Here is a 21,144-nt window from a genome sequence, read left to right on the forward strand (position 1 = left end):
TCCCCGTAAGGAAGCCATTGAGCGTGAAGGAAGCCATGAGCGTGACCGACGCGTTCTCCTACGCGATCGCGGGCCTTCTGATCCTCCAGCCCCTGCTGCGAGCCAAGTCCGCCTGGAACGGGCACCGCAGGGAGCGCTCGCTCTGGGGCTTCTTCGCCGCGCTCGCGGTGAGCTGGCTGTGCCGGACCTCGGAGGTCAAGGCGCTGCTGGACCGGACCGGCGTCCTCGACCTGAGCTATCTCTTCAAGCACGTCACGGCCATCATCGGGATCTGTGTCCTGCTGCGCTATGTCACCGCGGTCTACGCGGAGACCGGCCGGACGACCGGGCACCCGGCCGGCCACTCGACCGGTCTCCCCGGTGACCGCACCGGCTCGGACCACGGCGCGGACCACGGCGCGGACCGGCGGCGCAGCGCCCGGGTGTCGGCCGTCGTGCATCGGATCGCCACCCGGGCCTCGGCGGGCACCATCGCCGTGATGGCGGCGACGTTCTTCTTCCTGCTCCATCCCCCGGACACCGCCGCCCCGTCCTTCCTGGAGCGCCATGAGGGGGACCCGGGGCTGCCGGTCTACATGGGGCTGTTCTACCTCTACATGGGGACGGCCGCGGCGGTCTGCGCCGTGCAGTGGGGCGGGGCGGCCCGGGTGACGCCGGTGCGCTCCGTGCGCGTCGGGATGCTCATGATGTCCTGGGCGATGGCCCTGGCCGTGGTGTACGTGCTGCTGCGCACCGCCTTCGTCGTGACAGTGAGCTTCACGACGGTGCCCGACGACATCAGCCGGACGCAGGAGGCGGTCACCGACTCCCTGCTCTATCTGTTCTCGGTGCTGTGGGGGGTCGGCGCCATCGCCCCTCTCGCGCGGGCGGGTTCCTACCGTTACCGGGCGGTCCGCAGCCTTCTGTCGCTGCACTGGCTGTGGCGGGATCTGGCGACGGCGGCCCCGGACGTCGTCCGCCACCGGCCCAGTCGGCTCTTCGCGCGGCTGCCGGTGGTCGGCCGTCCCCTCGACACCTTCCGTGACGTGTTCACCAGCCCCGATCCGTCCCTGCTCGTCCGCGTCAGCCGCTACACCGTCGACATCCGCGACTGCATCTTCGAACTGCGGCGCCAGGCCCCGACGGACCTCGCCGAGCGGGCCCGCGACCATGTGCGGAGCCTTCCCCATGGGACCTTCGGAACGGACGGGACCCCGGGAACGGACGGCCCCTTCGGGGACGGAGCCTTCGGGGACGGAACCCTGGGGGACGGAACCCCCGGAGGGAACAGAGCACACGGAACGGACAGGGCGCGCGGAACGGCCGGGCGCGAGGGCCACGACCCCGAGATCCTGGCCGAGGCCCTGTGGATACGTTCCGCCCTGCTGTACCGGGCCCCTTCGCCGCCCGGTCCCCCGCGCTCCGTGCCGGCGCCGTACCCCTTCGACCCCGGCACGGACCCCCGGCAGGAAGTGCCACACTTGCGGGCGGTGGCCTGCGCGTACGGCCGTGTCCGCGCCTGTGACGTGCGGGCCGTACTGGCCCGGGCCACCGCCGACTGCGCCTGATCACCCACCCACCGACGCAAGGAGCACCTGTGACCAACCCCCTCGCCCGGCCGACCATGTCGGCAGGGGCCCTCCTGGACAACGGCAAGGGCGAATACCTCATCGTCAAGCCCGGTTACAAGGAGGGCTGGAATCTGCCGGGCGGCGGCGTCGACGAGGGCGAGACCCCCCGGCAGGCGTGCGAGCGGGAGCTGCGGGAGGAGCTGGGTATCGAGCAGACGCCCGGACGGCTGCTGGTCTCCACGTATGTCCAGACGGCGGACGGCGGGCACATCTACTGGATCTTCGACGGCGGCACGCTCACGCCCGAGCAGCAGCAGGCGATCGTGATCCAGGAGAGCGAGCTGACGGCGTTCCGCTTCAGCGGTCCCGACGACATCTCCCCCACGGACATTCCGCCCTCGCGCAGGCCCCTGTGGGACGCGGCGCTGGGCGCGCTCCGGGACGGTGGTTCCGTCCATCTCGAAGTGGCGGGACCGCGCCCCGAGCGCCGGTGACCGGGGGACGGTGAGCGTGCCACCACCATGGCGGTGACGGCCCGGCGGCGGGAGGACGGCCACGCTACGGCGTGCGCGGCTCGTCCTCACCGGTACCGAGGATCTCCGCCATGGTGTCACTGATGAAGTCCCGCAACTGATCCCTGGCTTCCCGCGATATCTCCTGCTCGCCGCCGCGTGCGGCCATGATCGTGAACTCGTTGTGCACGGCGCGCGCCGAGACGACCAGCCGGTGGACACCCGGGTCGCTGCTGCGGAAGTACACCGGGGGGACGTCGAAGGCCAGGGCCAGGGCGTCGAGCACGCCGTCCGGCGCGGTCGTGCGTCTGCCTGTGCGCAGTTCCCTGACCAGACGCTCGGTCAGGACGGCCGGGCCGCCCCTGCCGTTGCCCGCCACCGCCAGGTCCGCGTCCGACGGCCCCGTACCGCCGTGGAGTTCGGCGCGCAGATAGGCGATCTTCTCGGCGATGGTGGTGGCGGCCTGCGCGGGCATCTCCTTGCTCTGCCTCCCGGCCTGCTCCTGCCGCCCCGGCTCGACCCGCGTCCCCGCCGACGGGTGGTCGCCCCGGCGCGCCCGTGCGCCCTGGGCCACCAGGGCAGTCGGAGCAGTCGGAGCAGTCTGCTCCGGTACCGCGGGCTGGTCGAAGCCGAACGAACGCCGTTGCGCGGCGAGCAGTTCCGCGCGGGTGACGTTGTAGGCGCGCGCCAGGGCCGTCACGGCCTCGTCGGACAGGGCGCGCCTGCCCTGTTCGGCCGCCCGGATCGGCATGGGGGACATGCTGTTGGTGTAGCGGGTGGTGTCGGACTGACGCATCCCGGCATCACACCGTAAATCGGCGAGATTCGGCGGCGCCGGACGAGGAAACAGCTCGTCGAGATCGGCCCCGAGCATCGCGGCGATCCCCGGCAGGCGTTCCTGCGGCGGTGTGGCCAATCCGTTTTCCCAGCGATAGACGGCGTTCGTCCTGATATCCAGCGCCGCGGCCAGATCTGACTGCGACATACGCCTGATCACGCGGTAATCGCGAAGTTTGTTTCCGTCAAAGATGCGGTCGGGCATGGGGTTACTCCGGGAATGGGCGGAAGAGGGACGACTGCCCCTTGAACAGATCACCAGATGGAGATACTTTCACCTTTCAGCGATGGGTGAGTGATCTTGCGACCGCTTCGACCGGCCACTCTCCTCGTCGACAAGCGACCCGCCTCCCGCGGGCAGCTCCCCGTACGACCGTACGAACTGTACGGCCCGCACGAGGGGACCCCGGCGGGGGACATCACCGACCCGGTGAGAAAGAGACCGTCCCGACCATGGCCACGACCGCGCCCAGGGCTCCACACCACTTTGCACGGCCGGCCCGGCGGGCCCGTCCACGGCACGGCCCAGGCCCGCAGACAGGCGAGAACGGCCGGCACCCTGCGGTGGGTCCCGTCCGCCGACGGCAGGCCCGGCTTGGTCAGGATGGAGCTGCTGTGCTTGCCGACCGCCGCCACCAGCGCTTCCGCGTCGCCGACCGCCGCCACCACCTCGTGACCGCAGCGGTCGAGCAGGCCGATGAGACCTTCCCGCAGCAGCACGCTGTCCTCGGCGAGCGCTGCGCGGAGCGCTCGGCGGCCTCGGTCACTTGGCACGGAAACTCCACATGTATCAGAGTCGGTCCGCCGGGCGGACTGGACAGGGCCAGTCTGTCATCCAGCACTGACACCCGGTCCGCGAGACCGGTGAGGCCGCTGCCCGCCGCCGCGTCCGCGCCGCCCCGGCCGTCGTCGCGCATCTCCAGGGACAGGCTGGCGTCGTGGTGACCGCCGCCCACCCGCGCGCGGCGCGCGCCGCTGTGCTTGGCGACGCCGGCCAGTGCCTCGCAGACGACGAAGTGGGCGGCGGACTCCACCGCCCGCGGCACCCGGCCCGGCAGGGCGAAGCCGATGTCCACGGGGATCAGGGCACCGGCCACCGCTCCGCCGAGCAGATAGGCGGTGGAGCGCCAGGGCCGGCCGGAGAGCGGACAGCCCGGGCGGGACATCACCTGCCACACATTCCGAACCTTCCGAGGGCGCATGGGGGATCACCTGAGGAAGGTGGACGGGCGGAGGCCATCGGTCCAGGGCCGGATCGGGGGCAGGGCCCGCCCCACCCTCGTACGGGCCCATACGCACCCAACCACCTGACAGTGTCTCCCGTCTGACGGTCTGACACACCGCGAAACGACCGCACGAGGCGCGACCACCGCACGACCACCGCACGGTCGCACCGCGCCATCGCACCACGTCACGACCGCACCACCGCACCACCGCACCACCGCACAGCACACTCAACGTCACGGCACGTTACGGCACGTCACGACATGGCACGACCGCGCCATGTCACCGCACCACCGCACCACGTCACGGCACGACCGCACGACCGCACGACCGATGTTCCAGCGTTCTGATCCGACCGCGGCGCCCCCGGGCCGCCCGGTCGACCGCAACAGGGGGGTTTACGTGGAATTCCAGCTTCTCGGTCCCGTCGAGGTGAGAGACGAAGGGCGTCCCATCGCGCTGTCGGGCTCCAAGATGCACACCGCCCTGGCGGCGCTGCTGCTCGCCCGCGGCCGGGTGGTGAGCGACGAGCGGTTGAGCGAACTCCTGTGGGGACTGAGACCGCCCGCCACCCGGAACGCGCAGATCTACACGCATATCTCACGGCTGCGGCAGCGGCTGGGGCCCTCGGTCGGGCTGACCCGCCGACAGCCCGGCTACCGGCTCGTCACCGACGGGGCGCACGTCGACGCCTTCGAGTTCGAACGGCTGGAGCGGCTGGGGCGCACGGCCCTGGAGGAGCGCCGCTTCGCCCAGGCCGCCTCGGTGCTGCGACGGGCGCTCGACCTGTGGCAGGGCCCGGCACTCGGCAATGTCACCCCGTATCTCGCGGAAGTGGAGCTGCCGCGGTTCGAGGAGGCCAGGATGAGCGTGCTGGAGGACCGGATCGGGGCGGAGCTGGCGCTCGGCCGGCACGGCCCGCTGACCTCAGAACTCACCTGGCTCGTAGGGGAGTTCCCGCTCAGGGAGCGGCTGCGGGCCCAGCTCATGACCGCGCTGTACCGGTGCGGACGGCAGGCGGAGGCACTGCACGTCTACCACGAGGGCCGCGAGGTGCTCACCGAGGAGCTGGGGGTGGACCCCGGGTCCGATCTCACCGCCGCCTATCAGGCCGTGCTCAGCCGGGAGCTGGACAATCTGCCGCAGCCCGCGCGGGTGGTGCTCCAGGAGCCGCCCGCCGGGGCCGCCGCGCCGCTGGTGACGCTGCCGTCCGCCACCGCGGACTTCACGGGCCGCACGGCGGAGCTGGACCAGGTCCGCGAACGGCTGGCGCCTTCGCCCGGACACCGGCCCACCGCGTTCGGACCCCGGCGGCTGCTCGTCTCCGGGATGCCGGGCGTGGGCAAGACCGCGCTGGCCGTGCAGGCCGCGCACACCATGGCGGAGGAGTTCCCCGACGGGCTGCTCCATCTGCGGCTCCGGGCCGCCGACGGCACCCCCGCCGACTGCGGCGACGTACTCACCGGGCTGCTGCGGCAGCTCGGCGAGAGCCCCGAGCGGCTGCGGGCCCCGGACGGGGACCGGCTGCGGCTCGACGATCTGATCCATCGCTGCCGGACCCTGACGGCGGGACGGAAGCTGTTGGTCCTCCTCGACGACGCGGTGAACGAGCTGCAACTGGAGCCGCTGCTGCCCGCGACCGCCGATGCCGCCGTCCTGGTGACGAGCCGCAACCAGTTCTCGATGGGGCCCGGTTCATGGACGGTGACACTGGAGCCGCTGACCACGGAGGAATCGTTCGGTCTGCTCGCGGCGGTCATCGGGGACGCACGGGTGCGCGCGGAGCCCGAGGCGGCGCGCGAGGTCGTCGAGGCGTGCGCGCGGCTGCCGCTCGCGCTGCGGGCCGCCGCCACCCGGCTCGCGGTCCGGCCGCACTGGCCGGTGGCACGGCTGGCCCGGCGGCTGGCCGACCCTGCCGCCCGGCTCGCGGAGCTGCGGGTCGGCACGCTGGACGTACGGCGGGTCCTGTCGGCGGCGCTGGGTCGTCGACAGGAGAGGGAAGTGGAGCTGATCCACCGTCTCGTGCACTGTGCGGACGGCGAGTTCACCGCGTCGCAGGCGGCCCTGCCGCTCTTCGGGCTGCCCGGGGAGGTGGCCGAGGAGCGGGCCGAGGACTTCCTTGAGCGGCTGGTCGAGGCGTCCCTGCTGGAGGCGCACGGCGTCGACGGTGCGGGCGCGCCCCGCTACCGCTTCCATCCGCTGCTCCGCCTCACCGTGGCTCCCGCGCGGCCCGCCCTGTCCGCGCTGTCCGCCCTGCCCACGGCGGCCATGCCCGCCATGCCGGTGTCCGCCGGGGCGGCTCCGGGGGACTCAGGCCCGGCCGCGGGCCGCCCGTTCTCGGTCCCTGACACGTCCGGCCCGGCCGCGACCGTGCCCCGGACCGCCGCCGGAACTTCCGTCGTCGAACGGGTCCGGCCCCGGGCCCAGGAGCGGATCGCCGTGGGCTGACGTGCCGGGACCGACGGCGACGGCGTTCCCGCACAGCGGCCACTGACGGGCGTGCGCGTGCGAGCCGACCCGGGCGGGGCCGCGGGGAGTACCGCCGGAAGAACGCCGTCCGCCCATAGGGGGCGGGCGGCGTCCCGTGCCCGACGGGCAGCTCGCGGGGGCGTCGGCCGAGGACATCGCCGCAGGTACTGCGGCTGGTGGCCGCCGAGGCCCTGTTGGTGGTCGTCATCGGCGGGTCCTCGGGCCGCTGGTCGCCGGGTTCGACCTGGCCGGTACGCGGGGCGCGCCGGCCCTGCTGTCGGTGTGGACTGCGATCGAGCTGCCGTGGGCTTGCACTCGGCGCGGCCGTGACAGCCGGTGCGGTACTGGCCGTGCTCTCGGCCGTCGCCCCGGCCGTACTCGTCCTGCGTCGCCGGGCGACACCGTCCGAAGCCCTCACTACCTGCACAAGACGAAGGTCAAGCGTAGGTCAAGTGCAGAACCAGTGCAGTTAACTGGGCGCGGCATCAAAAGGCGCCGTCCCCTCGATCCGGCCACCGCCATGACGGCCGCAGGATGCACCATTCCCACCATATCCGGGCAAGGGTCATCAGACATCGGCGTCTTACCCGCCGCTTCCTCCCGGTCGGGTCGGCCCGATCAGCGACGGAGAGGGCCCCACCCAGAGGACGGGCGAGCAGGCGAAATCCCGCCCGGTGACAGAGCTTCCACCGGAACGGGCCCGAGCGGCGACAGCCGGCCGCAGCGAACAGCCTGCGCTCTTGGCCGCCGAGCAACACCGGCCCCTGCTGTCATCAGTCACTTTTCCGGCACGTATGCGAAGCGCCTATGCCAGAGGGTCGTGTCTGGCGGGATTGCCTGCTGCCGGAGCCATCCAGCGGACCGCACGATGTTCTCGTTCCGCCGGGCCGTCCCGCACAGGTGGCCCGGCCCATCGACCACCGACGAAGGAGACTGACATGGCTCCGCGCAAGACTCTGGGAATGATCGTCGCCGCGGCGGCGCTCGTCGCCGGACAGTTCGCCGTCGGCAACGCAAGCGCCGCGCCCGCGCAGGCGTCCCCGCTCCAGCAGAAGGTCGACACATTCCTGGAGCAGCACCCCGAGGCCCGTCAGACCAGCCGGAACACGGTGGACTTCCCCGGCGGCAGCGCGACGATCGCCGAGCCCGGGGCCACCGTCGACCGGACCAGGGCGCCCGCGTGCGACAACGGATGGCTGTGTGTCCAGGTCGCCAACGGCACGATCTACCGGTACTACACGTGCCAGCTCTACCAGTTCAGGGGCACGGGCGACGGCACGTTCAACAACAACCAGAGCTCGGGCACCGTCGCCCGCTTCTACAACCAGAACGGCACCCAGCGCTGGACGAACACCGCCAAGGACACCGGCACCGCGTCCTGGACCCCGGTGTGGTCGATCAGGCCCTGCTGATCACCTGACCACCTGAGCCTGACCACGTGAGTCCCGGCATCGCCTGAGTCCCGGCCGCGCGGCGGACCCCGTGCGGCCGGGCACCGGCTGTCGGACCCCCGGTGCAGGATGGCCCGTATGGAAACGAACAGAGCCGATGACATCGGCGGGGGCTGCGGAGCCGACGAGGAAGTGATCCCGGTCCTGCGGGTGGCGGACGCGGCGGTCGCCGTCGCGTGGTACGCCCGGCTGGGCTTCGTCCAGCAGTGGGAGCACCGGTTCGAACCCGGCCTGCCGGTCTTCACCGAGGTCGCGCGGGGCCGCGTGCGGCTGTTCCTCTCGGAGCACATGGGGGACGCCCGGCCGGACACCCTGGTCCATCTGCGGGTCACCGACCTCGACGCGGTCGCGGCGGAGTTCGGGGCGGAGCCCGAGGAACAGCCGTGGGGACGGGAGACGGAGCTGCGCGACCCCGATGGGAACCGGCTGAGGGTCGGTTCCGTGGACGGGTGAACACAACGGTCCGTACCCGGCCGGAACAGGGCCGACCGGGTACGGACCGACAGCGCGGCGGGGACGGTCAGGTGACGTCGGCCACCGACCGGTAGAGCTGCATCACACCGTTGTCGAAGTACGGGCTGATCGCGTACTGACAGCAGCCCCACTGGGTCTGGACGCCATTCGCGTAGCCCATCAGAGTTTGTTGGTTGAACGCGGCCAGGAAGGGGCTTCCGCTCGCTCCCTCTGCCCACGCGCAAGCGACATAGATCCGGGAGGGGTCGGACGGGTGCTGGGCGGAGACCACGATGCCGCAGTACTGCTGCACGTTGCCGCCCCCGTGGTTGCTGGGGTACCCGTTCAGCATGTAGTTCATGCTCTTGGGCTGGTTGAAGGCGATGCCCCAGCCGCCGGTGACGTCGCCCAGTTTCCGGCCGTTGACCAGTTCGGTGACGACGAAGGCGACATCCCGGCCCACATCACCGTGGCTCGCCCAGGAGGCGAAGGTCGTCATCCTCTTCGCCCAGAAGACGCCGTAGGGGCGCTGGCCGGAACGGAACCCGGGTACATAGGTCCAGTGGGTCATGAACGCACCGGGCCGGCCGTTCACCGGGCCGGTGTGGACGCAGTGCCCGGCCGTCAGCACCAACTGCCTCGACCCGCTGTTCACCATCGACGCCGTGCAGGCGTGGCTGGTCCCCCTGATGGGGTCGCGGTAGAACACCCTCCCGGTCTTGGAGCTCTGGGGAATCCGGGGCTCGGCCGTGGGGCCCTCCGGAGTGCCGGAGCCCTTGGCCGCCGAGGCCGGAGTCTCCAGGGGAGCCACCGCGCTCGGTTCACCGTCGGGGCCGGGAGCCTTCCCGGCCCGGAGCGCGGTGGTGGGGTCCGGGACGTGGGGCGGGAGCGCCGCGGCCATCCGCTCGGGGGTCCAGTACTCCGCCAGCCTCTTGCCGTCGGCGGCGGAGTCGACGGCGGTTCCGTCGTCGAGCAGGGCCGGGGAGCTGAGCACGGTCGGACCGCTGTCCGGCCTGCCGACGTCGGCGGGGGTCGCGGACGCCGACCCGCTCAGGCCGATGGCCAGGGCGAGCACGGCTATGGCAGGGAAGGACACTTTCCTCACATGGCGCACAGGTGGTTCACCTCTCCAGATGCACGGCCTGGTGGACGCGGGAGTCGAGGGCTGTCCAGGAGCCGGTGCGTGACGGTGGGCGCGCCGAAGATGTTCCACACATTCCCTGTGCCGGTAAATGGTACTCAGTACCCACAGCATGGAAACGCGCCATCGCGCTCGGAACCGGTGTCACCTGCGGAATCATCCGGCGGAGCTGTGCGTTCGCCACTCGGGAAAGAGCAAGCGGAGCCACGGTCGAAGGACTGACCACGCAGTCCACCCATCTGAATGACCGGTTGGGCCGCACGCCCGACCTCCGGGCCGTGCGGGGAGCGGCGGCTGTCGACAGGGCTGGGCCCCGCCGCGTTCGGGGCGCGCTCAGAGCCCACCCAGCGAGTGCAGCTCGGCGAACTCGTCGGCGAGCAGCCCCATCGCCACCAGATCGTGGTACGCCCCGGCGAGAAAGGCGTGCTCGCGCCGCCGCCCCTCCTCGGTGAAGCCGAGTCGGCGGTGGAGCGCGAGGGATGCCTCGTTGTACCCGTAGATGTCCACTTCGCACTTGTGGTAGCGGCGCTCGGCGAACATGTAGCGCATCAGGATGACGGCCGCCTCCGTGGCGAAGCCCTGGCCCTGATGTTCGGCGCCTATGGAGATGCCGTAACGGAAGTGGCCCGCGCAGGGGTCGGCGTCATAGGTGTTGATGATTCCGACGGCCTGCCCCGGGCCGCCGACGGCCTCGATCGCGAGCTGGAAGCAGTCCTCCTCCGGCTTGGCCGTGGACCGCTCCTTCGCCCAGCCGCGATATCCCTCGGCCGACCGGGGCGGAAGCACCGCCTCACCCGAGCGCTGATGGCCCGAGTGCTGGTCAAAGCGCATGAACGTGTCCCAGTCACTGGGCTCGACCCCACGCAGGCGTACCCGCGTACCGGTCCAGAACGATGTAGTCATAACCCAGTTGATCAGGGATCTTCCCCACACGTCCAGATATTTTCCGCACCCCGGAGACCTGGAGGCGGCTGTGTCTTGACGCGCGTCCCCGCCCACTCATACCCTCATTCCACTATTCAGTTAGTGGAATGAGGGTATGAGGGTGACGGAGTGATCGACTACCGCATCGAGCGCCGCAGCGGCGTCCCCGCCTATCTCCAGATCGTCCAGCAGACCAAACAGGCCCTGCGGCTGGGGACCCTGGTGCCGGGTGACCGGCTGCCCACCGCCAAGGAGGTCGTCGAGGCCACCGCCATCAACCCCAACACCGTGCTGAAGGCGTATCGCGAGCTGGAGCGCGAAGGGCTCGTCGAACCGCGCCCGGGGCGTGGCACCTTCGTGCGCCGGGGGCTCGCGGCGCCGCAGACGGAGGAGGACTCGCCGCTCCGGGGCGAGCTGCGCGACTGGCTGCGGCGGGCGCGGGGCGCGGGGCTCGGCAGGGACGACGTGAGCGCGCTGTTCGAAGCCCATCTGGAGGAGACCTTCGGGCACGCGCACACCGGTCTCCGGCCGCCGGACTGAGCCGCCTCACGGCACACGCCGCGCAGACACCACACGCGCAGCACGTCCAGCCGATACAGCCCGCACAGCACGCGCTCCACACACTGCACGTGCCGCACATGCTCCATGCACTGGACGCACAGCACTCGCTTCATGCACTGCACGCACCGCACGTGCCGCACGCACCGCACGCAAGAAACCAAGGATCAGGAGTACCCAGGGGTGTTCACCCAGACCTACGGCTCGCCTCTCAACGGCGTGGCCGCCCTTGAGGCACACATTCTCCACAAGCGGTTCCGGGGCGGGGACGCACTCCGGGACTGTTCCTTCCGGCTCCCGGCGGGCCGGATCTGCGCCCTCGTCGGCCCCAACGGAGCCGGAAAGAGCACCCTGATGGGTCTGGCCTCCGGCATGCTCGGCGCCGACGGCGGACGCATACGGGTCTTCGGTGAGGACCCCCGGAGCGCGCAGGCCCGCGGACAGGTCGCCTTCCTCTCCCAGAGCAAGCCCCTCTACCCCGGTCTGACCATCGCCGAAACCCTGCGCATGGGCCGGGAGCTGAATCCCGGCCACTGGCACCAGGAGACCGCGGAACGGCTCGTACGCGCCGGGGACCTCCCCCTCCACGCGAAGGTCGGCACCCTCTCCGGCGGGCAGCGCACCCGGGTCGCCCTCGCCCTCTGCTTCGGCAAGCGCCCCCGGCTCCTGATGCTCGACGAGCCCCTGGCCGACCTCGACCCGGTGGTCCGCCACGAGATCACCGGGCTGCTCATGGCGATGGCCGCCGAGCACGGCACCACGGTCCTGATGTCCTCGCACACCCTGCGCGAGATCGACGAGGTCTGCGACTATCTCGTCGTCCTCACCCAGGGCCACGTGCGGCTGGCCGGTGAGGCCGACGACCTGCTGAACGCGCACAGCGTGCTCGTCGGAGCCATGCCCGGCAACGACTCCGGACTGCCGCCGTCCCTCGCCGCCCACGTCGTCATCGAATCCCGGGTGGCGGGCCGTCAGGTCACCGCCCTCGTCCGCCGGGAGGACCGGGTACTGGGCACCTGGGATGTGCATGAACCCTCGCTCGAAGAGCTTCTGCTCGCATATCTGCGCTCCCCTGACGCTCCGACGCTGCTCACTCCGAGCGCCCAGCCCCAGCTGCACCCTCAGTCCCAGCCCACCGCCGAAAACGCAGGCGGATCCGCCTCCGGGCCCCGCACGAACCAGGAGTACGCCGCGTGAGCACTGACATCACCGGCATCACCGGCACCGCCGCCGAGAGCCCTCGCACCGCCACCGCGCCGACGCCACCGCCCGCCGATGCGGAGCCCCGGCGCCTCCTCCACGGTCTGACCTGGCTGGTGTGGCGCCGCCACCGGGCCGCCGCGTTCGCAGGCCTCGCCATCGTCGTCGCGCTCGCCGCCTACTCGTTCCACCTGCACCAGGCCATCGGGGAGTTCCTGGACGCCCGCGGCATCAGGGGCTGCCTCTACATGGGCGGCACAGAGCCCTGCCTGAACGCGCAGTGGGAGATCACCCAGTACCGCCAGAAGTTCTACGACGACCTCCGGTATCTGATGATCGCGGTCCTGGCGCTCCCCTACCTCGTGGGCGCCTTCGTCGGGGCGCCCCTGATCGCACGCGAACTGGAGGCGGGGACGCACACCCTGGTGTGGACCCAGTCCGTGACGCGCGGACAGTGGCTCGCCCGCAGCCTCGCGCTGCCGCTCGCCGCCGTCACCGTCGTCTCCGCCACCGCGGCGTCCCTCGCCTCCTGGGTCCTCACGGAAGCGGGTCAGACCACCATCGGGATGTACTGGTACTCCCGGATCGTGTTCATCCCCAGCGGGCCCGCCCTCATCGGCTACACCGTGCTCGGCTTCGCCATCGGCGCCGCCGCCGGCGTCCTGACCCGCAAGGTCATCCCCTCGATGGCCGCGACCCTGGTCGGCATGTCCGCCGTGACCCTCCTCCTGACCGCCGTACGGAACGAGTATCTGTCCCCGGTCGCCCGCGTCGTCGACAGCGGGACTCACATCCCGCAGACCGCCTGGACCATCTACGACGACTTCCATGACGGCCGGATGCGCCAGGCATACCATCCCCTGTCGAGCATGCGGGACCTCCAGTTCATCGAGGCAGGGATCTGTCTGGCGCTGGCCGCGGTGCTCCTCGCCCTGACGGTCCGGCTGGTGGCCCTGCGCCGCCGGGTCTGACCATCCCGGGTCCTCCCGGGTCTGACCCTCCGCCGCAGTTTTCTGCAACGACCGTCGCTTAGACGGCAAGTGTCGCAGAGGGCGTAGGCTGTGCCCATGCAGAAAAACTCCACCGACCGCGTGGACCCCCGGGTACGGCGCACCCGCGCCCTGCTGCGCACGGCGGCGCTCGAACTGGCCGCGGAACGCGATGTCGAGTCGCTGACCATCGCCGACATCGCCGAACGGGCCACCGTGAACCGCGCCACCGTCTACCAGCACTACCGCGACCGTGACGCGCTGCTCCTGGACGCGATGGAGGAGGAGGTCACCCGGCTCGCGCACGCGGCGGCCCGCTGCCCGCTGACGCGGCCCGCCAAGCGCACACCCGACGAGCTGGTCGCCCTCTTCCGCCATGTCGGGACCAACGCCACGCTGTACCACCGCATGCTCGGACCCGGTGGCGCGGCCCGTTTCATCAATCAACTGCGCGATCTGCTCGCCGCCGAGGTCGCCGCCCAACTGCCGCCGACGAACGCCCCCGCCGACACCGTGTCCCTGCGGACGCACTATCTGGCGGGGGCGTTCGTCGGTGTCTTCACCCAGTGGGTGTCCCTGGGGGACGACCGCCCGACGGCGGAGGAGGCGGCGGGTGCGGTGTGGGCGCTGCTGCGGGGCACGACCACCGCGTAACCGACGCCGGGCCCTCCAGCGATCCGACAAGGGTCCGGTTAGCGATCCGGTAGTGATCCGGTAGCGGCCCCTCTGTCCGATTCGGACATTGCTCGGCGGGCTCTTGCACCGGATGAACCCCCGGCGAAACGGAACCGTGCAAGTGGTAGCGGACAGGCCCACCTCGGGGCGATCCATTTTATTCCGCATTGACTCTCATCAATTCTCATCGATTCTCATCAATCTGCGTGAAACTCACCCATTTCCCTGGAGGCAGTGATGTTGCGACGCTTAAGATCGACGGGGTTGCTGGCGGGGGCGGCCAGCCTGCTCCTCGCCCTCGGAACGACCGGTCCGGCGGACGCGGCCCCGCAGCACCAGCGCTTCGGCACAGGCGGAAACCTCGTGGCGATCGTCTACGAGCACATGAACTTCCAGGGAGCCTCGCTCTCCCTCTACTCCGAGTCGTGCGTGTTCGGCGAGCAGCACCAGAACCTCCCCGGTCAGTGGAACGACCAGATCAGCTCCATCCGCATCCTGGGCGGCTGTGACCTGCGCGGCTACGAGCACACCGACCACGGCGGCAACGTCGCCCGTTGGAACCGCAGCTCGTCCTATCTGGCCCACTGGAACGACCGGATCAGCTCGGTCGGCTTCCGGATCTGACCTCACCCGGGCTCGTCGTGCCCCGGCGGCCTGGCCGGGTGTGAGGTCCCGGCCAGGCCCAGGTGTTCCACGCACGCGTCCAGTTCCGCCGGGCCCGCCCGGCCGGCCGCGCCGAACGAGGGTCACCGCACGGGGCAGGGCCCGTCGGCCGGTACGGTGCTGTCCCGCGCGGGCAGGGTCCCGTTCACGAGGTAGTCGTCGGTGATCCGGTGCGCGCAGGGGCTGTGCGGGGAGAGGTAGACCCCGTGCGTACGGACCGGGACGGTGACCAGCCGGGAGCCCTTCATCGCCCGGTGCATGCCGAGCCCGCCCGCGTAGGTCGTCCGGGTGTCGCCGGTGGCCTGGATCTGGAGAGCGGGCACACTGTTGTCGATCCGCGTCAGCTTCTCCAGCGGCTTCTTCTCCCAGAACGCGCAGGGCACGGGGGCGTTGAGCACCGGGCCGAACACCGGCTGCGCGGGCCGGGCGCGCTCGATGGCGTCCCGGTACCAGTCGGCGGAACGCGGCATGCTCACATCGGCGCACAGGATCGCGAGCGTGGCCGACAGATCGACTTCGGCGCCGCTCCCCTGCGGCCGGTACATCATGTTCAGCAGCCAGCGCAGAATCTCGTTCGCCTCGACGGGTTTGCCGTCCGCCGCGTCCAGGATCTGCCGCAACGAGCCCGCGAACTCCGCGTTGTTCTCCTCGTCCAGTCCATACACATACGGAAGGAACGGCACCATGCGGCCGTCGAGCCGCACGCCCCCGATCGGGATCGGATTCTCGTCCGCGCGCCGGATCAGCTCCTCGAACGTGGCACGGACGGCGGCGGGCGTCGTGCCCAGACCGTAGGCGGCGTGCCGGGGCGCGGCCCAGGCGGCGAAGTCGTCGAGGGCCCGCTCGTTCGCCGGGCCCATCGCCTGGAACATCCTGATCCCGTACTCGGCGGGGTCGGGCGCGCTGTCCAGGACCAGCCGGTCGACACGCTCCGGGAACATCTGCGCGTATGTGGCGCCGAGGACGGTCCCGTACGAGGTGCCGTACCACGAGGTCTTGCGCTCGCCGAGCGCGCTGCGGACGAGATCGACGTCGCGGGCGATGTTGCGGGTGGAGAAGTGCGGCAGGGTGTCGGGGTACTTCTTCCAGCAGGCGTCCGCGTCCTGTTTCGCCAGCCGCCACGCCTCGTCGAACGCGGCCGGTCCCGGCCCCGCCGCCCGCATCCAGCTCATCCGGGTGAGCCCGCAGTCGAGAGCGCCGCTCTCGCCGAGCCCCCGGGTGTCCATCCCGATGATGTCGTACCGGGCCGCCGCCTCCGCCGACATGAACGCCCGCAGATCGGCGGGCGTCCCGAGCCCGCGCCCGCCGGGCCCGCCGGGGTTGGTCTGGAGTATCCCGCGCCGCTTCGCCGGGTCGGTGGCCCTGATCCGCGATATCGCGATATCGAGCGTGCGCCCCCCGGGCTCGCGGTAGTCGAGCGGAACGGTGACCTTCGCGCACTCGACACCGCGCTCCGTGAGCTGCTTGTCCTTGCACTCCGCCCAGGCGACCCGCTGCTGACGGAAGCGGTCGAGCCGGTCGGTCTTCTCAGCGAAGGGGAACGGGGAGGTCTTCGTGGTGGCCGCCCCCGGGGCGAAACCGGTCAGGGCGGTGACGGACGTGAGGGAGAGCGCGGCGGCGGCGAGCACGGTGATCCGTTTCATGGCGCACACGCTAGGAGTGCCGTGATCTCCCTCCCAGGGAGCGGACTCCCGGACCTGGCTTCGGGGCGGCCCCAGGCGGATGGTGGGGGTACCCCCACCCGTCTGTGAAGCGCGTAGTGACGTACGTCGTGAAGTACACCGTGAAGTACGTCGTGAACTTGTGCCGGGACACCCCACGGCCCCACGGCCCCACGGCGGCCCTGCTCTCCGCAGGGCCGCCGTGGCTCAAAGCACCGCTCACAGCTCAGCTCAGCTCACGGTCATGATGACGCAGCCGTCGCCGCCCACACCACCGCTGCGCCCGCCGCCCGTCGACGTGCCGCCCCCACCGCCATGACCACCGTTTCCGGCACCCTGGCACCTGCCGTCCGAGGTCGGGGCACTCGGTCCGGAGGTGTTGGAGATACCGGAGTTGCCGCCGCGCGCTCCGCCGGAGCCATTGCTTCCGTTACCGCTGCACCTCCCGGTGCCACCGGCGCTGCCGTCCGGCGTCGCCCCGCGCGCCGCGCGCGCACGCACGTCGATGCTGCCGCCGTGTCCACCGCTTCCGCCCTGGCCGACCTGAGCCCCGCCGCCGCCTCCGGCTCCCTGGGCGACCACCTCGCTGCCGCTGAGACGGAACGCGGTCCTGCCCCCGTCGAAGCCGCCCGCGCCGTTCTTGCTGACCTCGCCGCCCCGGCCGCCCGCACCGCCTCCGCCGACGGCAATGCTCACCGACTCACCGGGGCTGACGTCGTACTCGCAAAGGCTGATGGAGGCACCGGCACCCCCGCTCCCCCCTGCGGCCCCATCGACCGGCCCGTAGGTGCCGCCCGCTCCACCGCCACCGCCGCCACCGGCCCCGATGAGCTTCATCGTGACCAGGTGGGCCCCTGCGGGTACAGAGCACTGGACCTGAGTGGCCGTCCTGTACACCGTGGTCCCGGTGGGACAGGCCGCCGATGGCTGTGCGACGGCCTGCCCCGCCATCACATGCCCCAGCCCCAGTACGAGTACGGAGCCACCGATCATGGCGGCCCTGCGCATCATGGTCATGTAGTTGTGTCCCCTGTTCCCGGGGCCAGCACCCCGGCTTGACGCAAGCCCACGGACGGCTCGTTCTCCGCACATCCGCCGCCGTCGGACCTTCCGCCCCCAGGCTGGCCGTCCGACTCCCGCGCAGGAACGCCGCGTTGATACCCGTACCGGCGGGGAGACGCTGCCGCCCGGCACCTGGGCGAAGGGCGGGACCTAGCGACGGGACATATAGAGGTCCAGGGCCTTGTGCAGGACCTTGTTGAGCGGGTAGTCCCACTCACCGAGGTACTCGATCGCCTCGCCTCCGCTGCCCACCTTGAAGCGGAGCAGTCCCAGCAGATGGTTGCTCTCGTCCAGGGTGTCCGTGATGCCCCGGAAGTCATAGACGGCGGCGCCGAGTTCATGGGCGTCGCACATCATCTGCCACTGGATGGCGTTGTTCGGCTGGACCTCGCGTTTCCGGCTGGTGGAAGCGCCGTAGGAGTACCAGACATGCCCGCCGACGGTGATCATCGTGGCGGCCGCGAGCACCTCGCCCTCGTGGGAGGCGAGGTAGAGGCGCATACGGTCGGGGTGCTCGGCCCTCAACGCGTTCCACATCCGCTGGAAGTAGCCCAGCGGCCGGGGGATGAACCGGTCCCGCTCGGCGGTCTCGGTGTAGATGGTATGAAAGGCGGCCAGATCCTCATATCCACCCTGGACCACCTTGACGCCGGCCTTCTCCGCCTTCTTGATGTTGCGGCGCCACTGCTGGTTGAGCCCCTGCCTGATCTCCTCCAAGGAGTGGCCCGCGAAGGGAACCTGGAACACATACCGTGGCTGACCGGCGGCGAAGCCGTCCTCCCCGCCGGGCTCCGCCTGCTGCCACCCCATACGCCGCAACCGGTCGGCGAGGTCGAAGGCGCGCGGCTCGTGGGCGGTGGCCTCCGCGTCCCGCAGCCGCCGCGCCTGCGGGTCCGCGATCGCGGCCTTGACCGCGTCGGCACTCCACCGGCGGGCGACGACGGGCGGCCCCATCTTCACCGAGAAGGCGCCCTGCTCCTTCAAGTGGGCGAGCATCGGCCGCAGCCACTGCTCGATGTCGGGCGCGGCCCAGTCGATCACCGGTCCCTCGGGCAGATAGGCGAGGTACCGCTTGATCTTGGGCAACGGCCGCAGCAGCACCAGCCCGGCGCCCACGAGACGGCCCTCCTCATCGAACCACCCCAGGCTCCGGGCCCGCCAGTCCGGCTTCACCTCGCCCCAGGAGGGCACCTGCGTATGGCTCATCGAGGGCTGAGCCATGACAAAGGCCAGATGTTCTTCCCGGGTGATCACCTTCAGGTGATAGGTCATGTCGCCACGCTCCTTTGTTCGGCGGGCAAGTCTAGGGAGCGGACAACGGTGGAACGAACCACCGGGCGGACGGGCCGGAGGCTCTACGCCTCGCCGGTGAGCGGGATACCGAGCAGGGCTTCCACATCGGCGATCGTCCGCGCCGGTTCGCTCGCCAGCACGGTGGCGAGCCCGAGATCGCGGGCCGGGGGCAGATTGCGTGCGGTGTCGTCGACGAACACGCACCTCTCCCCCGGCATCCCCATCCGCTCCAGCATCACCCCGTACAGCTCCGGATCGGGCTTGCGCATCCCGTACTCCCCGGACAGCAGGACGACGTCGAAGCGCTCCGGGAGGTCGTATCCGGCGTAGACGTCGAACGGGTCGTACGGCCCGCCCAGGCTGTTCGAGAAGACACCCACGCGCACCCCGGCGGCCCGGGCCCGTTCGACGGCGGCGATCACCGACGGCTCGGGCCGCAACCCCTCCAGGACCCGCCCCAACAGCCCTGTCCCGTCCATGCCGAGCAGCGCGCCGGTACGGACGTTCCAGTCCGACTGGCTGATCGCCCCGCGTTCCAGCTCGGCGAACAGACCCGATCCGACCGGATCTTCACTGATCGTGGCCAGAAAGGTCCCGTCCGGCAGCCCGGCCCGCCGGTCGAAGTCCGCCGCGCACTCCGCGACACCGGAGGTCAGTACGCCCCCGAAGCCCAGGATCAGCCCCGTCCAGCCGCCGCCACTCATGCGGCACCGCCCGTCAGGTACCGGGCCCGGGCGGGCGGGCCGATGAGTGAGCCAAACACGAAGATTCGTCGTCGCACGATCTCAGAGCATTGCGCACGATGCGCCACTGAGTGCGCCAAAAAGGCCAGATGTCATCCGTATCGCGCAGCGACGAAACCTTACATCCCGGCAGAACGTGACCGAACCAGCTCCACGAGCCCGGCGAACGCCTGCGGAGCCAGAAGGAGAACGGGGCCGTCGGGGCGCTTGCTGTCGCGTACGGGGACGAGGCCGTGGGCCGCCAGGTGGGCCGGGGCCCACTCGACGCACTCACCGCCGTTGTTGCCGCTGTAGCTGGACCTGATCCACCCGCTGGACACGTCGGTCATCGACGTCACCTCACTGCTCGGACCGGCAGGAACCGTACGCGTTCCAGGTGAGCACACCGCGCTGCCGCTGACCACAGGACGAACGGTCCTACCCTGAGGATTTCACCGGCGCCCGAGCGTCTGGAACGTCCAGCCAGCCGACGGACATCCGGCCGGGAATGTGCACTGGCCAGGCCCGTACGAGCAGTCACCGACCGGCCTTGGTGGAGAGAGGGAAGATCCCGATGACGTCAACCGGCCGTCAAAAGCGTCCACCCACCGCAGACGTGGGGCTGGACTTCCCCCGCGACCGTGCCGACGCGGTCACCGCGGCCACCTCCTTCTGGACCTCCGTGAACCGCCGCGACTTCCTGACCGGCTCCGGTTTCGCCGCCTCCGCGTTCACCACCCCCGTGACCCGCTGGCTCGTCACCCCGGCCGACGAACCCGCCGACATGGCCGGTGGCCGCCGCGTCGGCCGGGCCGATCTGGAGGAGCTGCGTCACGCGGCCGACGACGCCCGTCGCTGGGACTCCAAGTACGGCGGCGGCAACTGGAAGGCAAACTCCGTCACCCTCTGCCTCCAGACACGAGCCGCCCCGCTGCTGGGGGGCTCCTTCAGCGACACCGTCGGCAGAGACCTGTTCTCCGTCACCAGCGAACTGTCCCGCCTCGCCGGATGGACCGCGTTCGACACCGGACAGCACGACGTCGCCCAACGCCACTTCATCCAGGCCCTCCGCCTCGCCCGCGCGGGCGGCGATGTCCAACTCGGCTGCTACGTGCTGACCACGATGGCGATGCAGGCGATGCTGCGCGGCTTCGCCTCCGAGGCCGTGGACATGGCCCAAGGCGCGTACGAACGGGCCAAGGGCCGGGCCGCCCCGCGCGTACTGGCCTTCACCAAGCTGATCGAGGCCCGCGCCCACGCCCACGAACACAACGCCCGCGCCGCCTCACGCGCGCTCGCCGCCTCCGAAGACCTGCTCAGCAGCGCCGAAGCCCACACCGGTGCGGAGCCCGCCTGGATCGACTTCTACGGCCACGCGCGCCTCTCCGCCGACGCCGCCGAGATCTTCCGCGACCTCAAGAACCCGAAAGCCGCCCTGGCCTGGAACCAGCGCGCCGCCGCCATGCCCCCGGGCGTCTTCACCCGCTCGGTCGGCATGCGCCTCGCCATCGTCGCCACCGCCCACCTCCAGGCCCGCGACCTCGACCAGGGCCTTGACCTCGGCCACCGCTCCGTGGACATCCTCGCCCGCGTCCAGTCCTCCCGGGCGAGGGACTACGTCCGCGAATTCATCACGGCGCTGGGCCCCTGGCGACGGGAGCCGACCGTCCGCGACTTCCTCCACCGGACGCGGAACGAGCTGAACGTGGCAGTCGCCTGAGACGGGCAGCAGAACAGCCCCTGCCCTCCTGCGGCAGGGG

Annotated in this window: 19 protein-coding genes and 2 pseudogenes; 11 read left to right on the plus strand and 10 right to left on the minus strand. The window is 71.0% G+C overall.

Annotated elements, in window-relative coordinates; translation table 11 throughout:
* The first annotated feature begins 35 nt into the window (after positions 1-35).
* Together CRV15_RS32185 and CRV15_RS32190 are read left to right on the plus strand one after the other, a co-directional pair.
* Complete coding sequence (locus CRV15_RS32185; RefSeq protein ID WP_003963324.1) at positions 36-1,547, plus strand: DUF6545 domain-containing protein; 1,512 nt, start codon at positions 36-38, stop codon at positions 1,545-1,547.
* 29 nt (positions 1,548-1,576) lie between these two features.
* Positions 1,577-2,044, plus strand: a complete 468-nt coding sequence (locus CRV15_RS32190; RefSeq protein ID WP_003963325.1) for an NUDIX domain-containing protein — start codon at positions 1,577-1,579, stop codon at positions 2,042-2,044.
* Positions 2,045-2,108: 64 nt separating this feature from the next.
* Here the strand turns inward: CRV15_RS32190 and CRV15_RS32195 are convergent, their stop codons facing one another.
* The 3 genes and pseudogenes from CRV15_RS32195 to CRV15_RS32205 form a co-directional block, all read right to left on the minus strand.
* Positions 2,109-3,104, minus strand: a complete 996-nt coding sequence (locus CRV15_RS32195; protein ID WP_231406030.1) for a helix-turn-helix domain-containing protein — start codon at positions 3,102-3,104, stop codon at positions 2,109-2,111.
* 395 nt (positions 3,105-3,499) lie between these two features.
* Positions 3,500-3,673, minus strand: a pseudogene (locus tag CRV15_RS37195) (DNA-binding response regulator); the annotation flags it as partial.
* Positions 3,658-4,014 (minus strand): annotated as a pseudogene (locus CRV15_RS32205) (sensor histidine kinase); the annotation flags it as partial. The pseudogenes CRV15_RS37195 and CRV15_RS32205, both read right to left, overlap by 16 nt.
* A 511-nt stretch (positions 4,015-4,525) precedes the next feature.
* Here CRV15_RS32205 and CRV15_RS32210 point away from each other — a divergent pair.
* From CRV15_RS32210 to CRV15_RS32220, 3 genes are all read left to right on the plus strand, one after another.
* On the plus strand, positions 4,526-6,571 hold the full coding sequence (locus CRV15_RS32210) for an AfsR/SARP family transcriptional regulator (protein WP_009999338.1): 2,046 nt from the start codon (positions 4,526-4,528) through the stop codon (positions 6,569-6,571).
* Between the two features lie 959 nt (positions 6,572-7,530).
* Positions 7,531-8,004: a hypothetical protein gene (locus CRV15_RS32215; RefSeq protein WP_003953088.1), complete on the plus strand. Its 474-nt coding sequence runs from the start codon at positions 7,531-7,533 to the stop codon at positions 8,002-8,004.
* A 117-nt stretch (positions 8,005-8,121) separates the two neighbouring features.
* A complete protein-coding gene (locus CRV15_RS32220; RefSeq protein ID WP_003953087.1) occupies positions 8,122-8,496 on the plus strand; it encodes a glyoxalase superfamily protein in 375 nt (124 codons plus the stop codon).
* Between the two features lie 67 nt (positions 8,497-8,563).
* Here CRV15_RS32220 and CRV15_RS32225 read toward each other — a convergent pair whose 3' ends face one another.
* Positions 8,564-9,592: a trypsin-like serine peptidase gene (locus CRV15_RS32225; protein WP_230864305.1), complete on the minus strand. Its 1,029-nt coding sequence runs from the start codon at positions 9,590-9,592 to the stop codon at positions 8,564-8,566.
* Between the two features lie 378 nt (positions 9,593-9,970).
* Complete coding sequence (locus tag CRV15_RS32230) at positions 9,971-10,540, minus strand: GNAT family N-acetyltransferase (protein ID WP_003953085.1); 570 nt, start codon at positions 10,538-10,540, stop codon at positions 9,971-9,973.
* A 150-nt stretch (positions 10,541-10,690) separates the two neighbouring features.
* On the opposite strand from CRV15_RS32230, the gene CRV15_RS32235 reads away from it, so the two are divergent.
* The 5 genes from CRV15_RS32235 (at position 10,691) to CRV15_RS32255 (ending at position 14,607) form a co-directional block, all read left to right on the plus strand.
* On the plus strand, positions 10,691-11,101 hold the full coding sequence (locus CRV15_RS32235) for a GntR family transcriptional regulator (protein WP_003953084.1): 411 nt from the start codon (positions 10,691-10,693) through the stop codon (positions 11,099-11,101).
* A gap of 201 nt (positions 11,102-11,302) precedes the next feature.
* Complete coding sequence (locus tag CRV15_RS32240; RefSeq protein ID WP_009999341.1) at positions 11,303-12,316, plus strand: ABC transporter ATP-binding protein; 1,014 nt, start codon at positions 11,303-11,305, stop codon at positions 12,314-12,316.
* The gene (locus CRV15_RS32245; protein WP_003953082.1) at positions 12,313-13,290 is read left to right on the plus strand and encodes an ABC-2 transporter permease; all 978 of its coding nucleotides are present in this window, start codon (positions 12,313-12,315) and stop codon (positions 13,288-13,290) included. The genes CRV15_RS32240 and CRV15_RS32245 overlap by 4 nt, the downstream gene beginning before the upstream one ends.
* A 96-nt stretch (positions 13,291-13,386) precedes the next feature.
* A complete protein-coding gene (locus CRV15_RS32250; RefSeq protein ID WP_009999343.1) occupies positions 13,387-13,962 on the plus strand; it encodes a TetR/AcrR family transcriptional regulator in 576 nt (191 codons plus the stop codon).
* Positions 13,963-14,220: 258 nt separating this feature from the next.
* Positions 14,221-14,607 carry a beta/gamma crystallin family protein gene (locus tag CRV15_RS32255; RefSeq protein ID WP_003963330.1) on the plus strand — a complete coding sequence of 129 codons (387 nt, stop codon included), beginning with the start codon at positions 14,221-14,223 and terminating at the stop codon, positions 14,605-14,607.
* Positions 14,608-14,729: 122 nt separating this feature from the next.
* Here the strand turns inward: CRV15_RS32255 and CRV15_RS32260 are convergent, their stop codons facing one another.
* The 5 genes from CRV15_RS32260 to CRV15_RS32280 form a co-directional block, all read right to left on the minus strand.
* Positions 14,730-16,289, minus strand: coding sequence for an alpha/beta hydrolase (locus CRV15_RS32260; protein WP_003953079.1), 1,560 nt, complete (start codon positions 16,287-16,289; stop codon positions 14,730-14,732).
* A 249-nt stretch (positions 16,290-16,538) separates the two neighbouring features.
* Positions 16,539-17,324, minus strand: a complete 786-nt coding sequence (locus tag CRV15_RS32265) for a glycine-rich domain-containing protein (protein ID WP_003953076.1) — start codon at positions 17,322-17,324, stop codon at positions 16,539-16,541.
* Between the two features lie 195 nt (positions 17,325-17,519).
* Positions 17,520-18,641, minus strand: coding sequence for a lipid II:glycine glycyltransferase FemX (locus CRV15_RS32270; RefSeq protein ID WP_003953075.1), 1,122 nt, complete (start codon positions 18,639-18,641; stop codon positions 17,520-17,522).
* An 83-nt stretch (positions 18,642-18,724) separates the two neighbouring features.
* Positions 18,725-19,366, minus strand: coding sequence for an HAD-IA family hydrolase (locus CRV15_RS32275; RefSeq protein WP_003953074.1), 642 nt, complete (start codon positions 19,364-19,366; stop codon positions 18,725-18,727).
* A 158-nt stretch (positions 19,367-19,524) separates the two neighbouring features.
* The gene (locus CRV15_RS32280; protein ID WP_009999346.1) at positions 19,525-19,734 is read right to left on the minus strand and encodes a DUF397 domain-containing protein; all 210 of its coding nucleotides are present in this window, start codon (positions 19,732-19,734) and stop codon (positions 19,525-19,527) included.
* Between the two features lie 158 nt (positions 19,735-19,892).
* Between CRV15_RS32280 and CRV15_RS32285 the strand changes: the two genes are divergently transcribed.
* A complete protein-coding gene (locus CRV15_RS32285; RefSeq protein ID WP_003953072.1) occupies positions 19,893-21,104 on the plus strand; it encodes an NsdA family TPR-like regulatory protein in 1,212 nt (403 codons plus the stop codon).
* Positions 21,105-21,144: the final 40 nt, after the last annotated feature.

Origin of the sequence: Streptomyces clavuligerus (assembly GCF_005519465.1) — a bacterium.
Lineage (GTDB): Bacteria > Actinomycetota > Actinomycetes > Streptomycetales > Streptomycetaceae > Streptomyces > Streptomyces clavuligerus.

What these genes read in the sequence shown, in the direction of transcription:
- CRV15_RS32260 (WP_003953079.1), bottom strand. Translation starts at nt 16,289, where the DNA reads ATGAAACGGATCACCGTGCTCGCCGCCGCCGCGCTCTCCCTCACGTCC.
- CRV15_RS32270 (WP_003953075.1), bottom strand. Translation starts at nt 18,641, where the DNA reads ATGACCTATCACCTGAAGGTGATCACCCGGGAAGAACATCTGGCCTTT.
- CRV15_RS32230 (WP_003953085.1), bottom strand. Translation starts at nt 10,540, where the DNA reads ATGACTACATCGTTCTGGACCGGTACGCGGGTACGCCTGCGTGGGGTC.
- CRV15_RS32280 (WP_009999346.1), bottom strand. Translation starts at nt 19,734, where the DNA reads ATGACCGACGTGTCCAGCGGGTGGATCAGGTCCAGCTACAGCGGCAAC.
- CRV15_RS32215 (WP_003953088.1), top strand. Translation starts at nt 7,531, where the DNA reads ATGGCTCCGCGCAAGACTCTGGGAATGATCGTCGCCGCGGCGGCGCTC.
- CRV15_RS32285 (WP_003953072.1), top strand. Translation starts at nt 19,893, where the DNA reads ATGTGCACTGGCCAGGCCCGTACGAGCAGTCACCGACCGGCCTTGGTG.
- CRV15_RS32255 (WP_003963330.1), top strand. Translation starts at nt 14,221, where the DNA reads ATGTTGCGACGCTTAAGATCGACGGGGTTGCTGGCGGGGGCGGCCAGC.
- CRV15_RS32220 (WP_003953087.1), top strand. Translation starts at nt 8,122, where the DNA reads ATGGAAACGAACAGAGCCGATGACATCGGCGGGGGCTGCGGAGCCGAC.
- CRV15_RS32250 (WP_009999343.1), top strand. Translation starts at nt 13,387, where the DNA reads ATGCAGAAAAACTCCACCGACCGCGTGGACCCCCGGGTACGGCGCACC.
- CRV15_RS32195 (WP_231406030.1), bottom strand. Translation starts at nt 3,104, where the DNA reads ATGCCCGACCGCATCTTTGACGGAAACAAACTTCGCGATTACCGCGTG.
- CRV15_RS32185 (WP_003963324.1), top strand. Translation starts at nt 36, where the DNA reads ATGAGCGTGACCGACGCGTTCTCCTACGCGATCGCGGGCCTTCTGATC.
- CRV15_RS32275 (WP_003953074.1), bottom strand. Translation starts at nt 19,366, where the DNA reads ATGAGTGGCGGCGGCTGGACGGGGCTGATCCTGGGCTTCGGGGGCGTA.
- CRV15_RS32265 (WP_003953076.1), bottom strand. Translation starts at nt 17,324, where the DNA reads ATGACCATGATGCGCAGGGCCGCCATGATCGGTGGCTCCGTACTCGTA.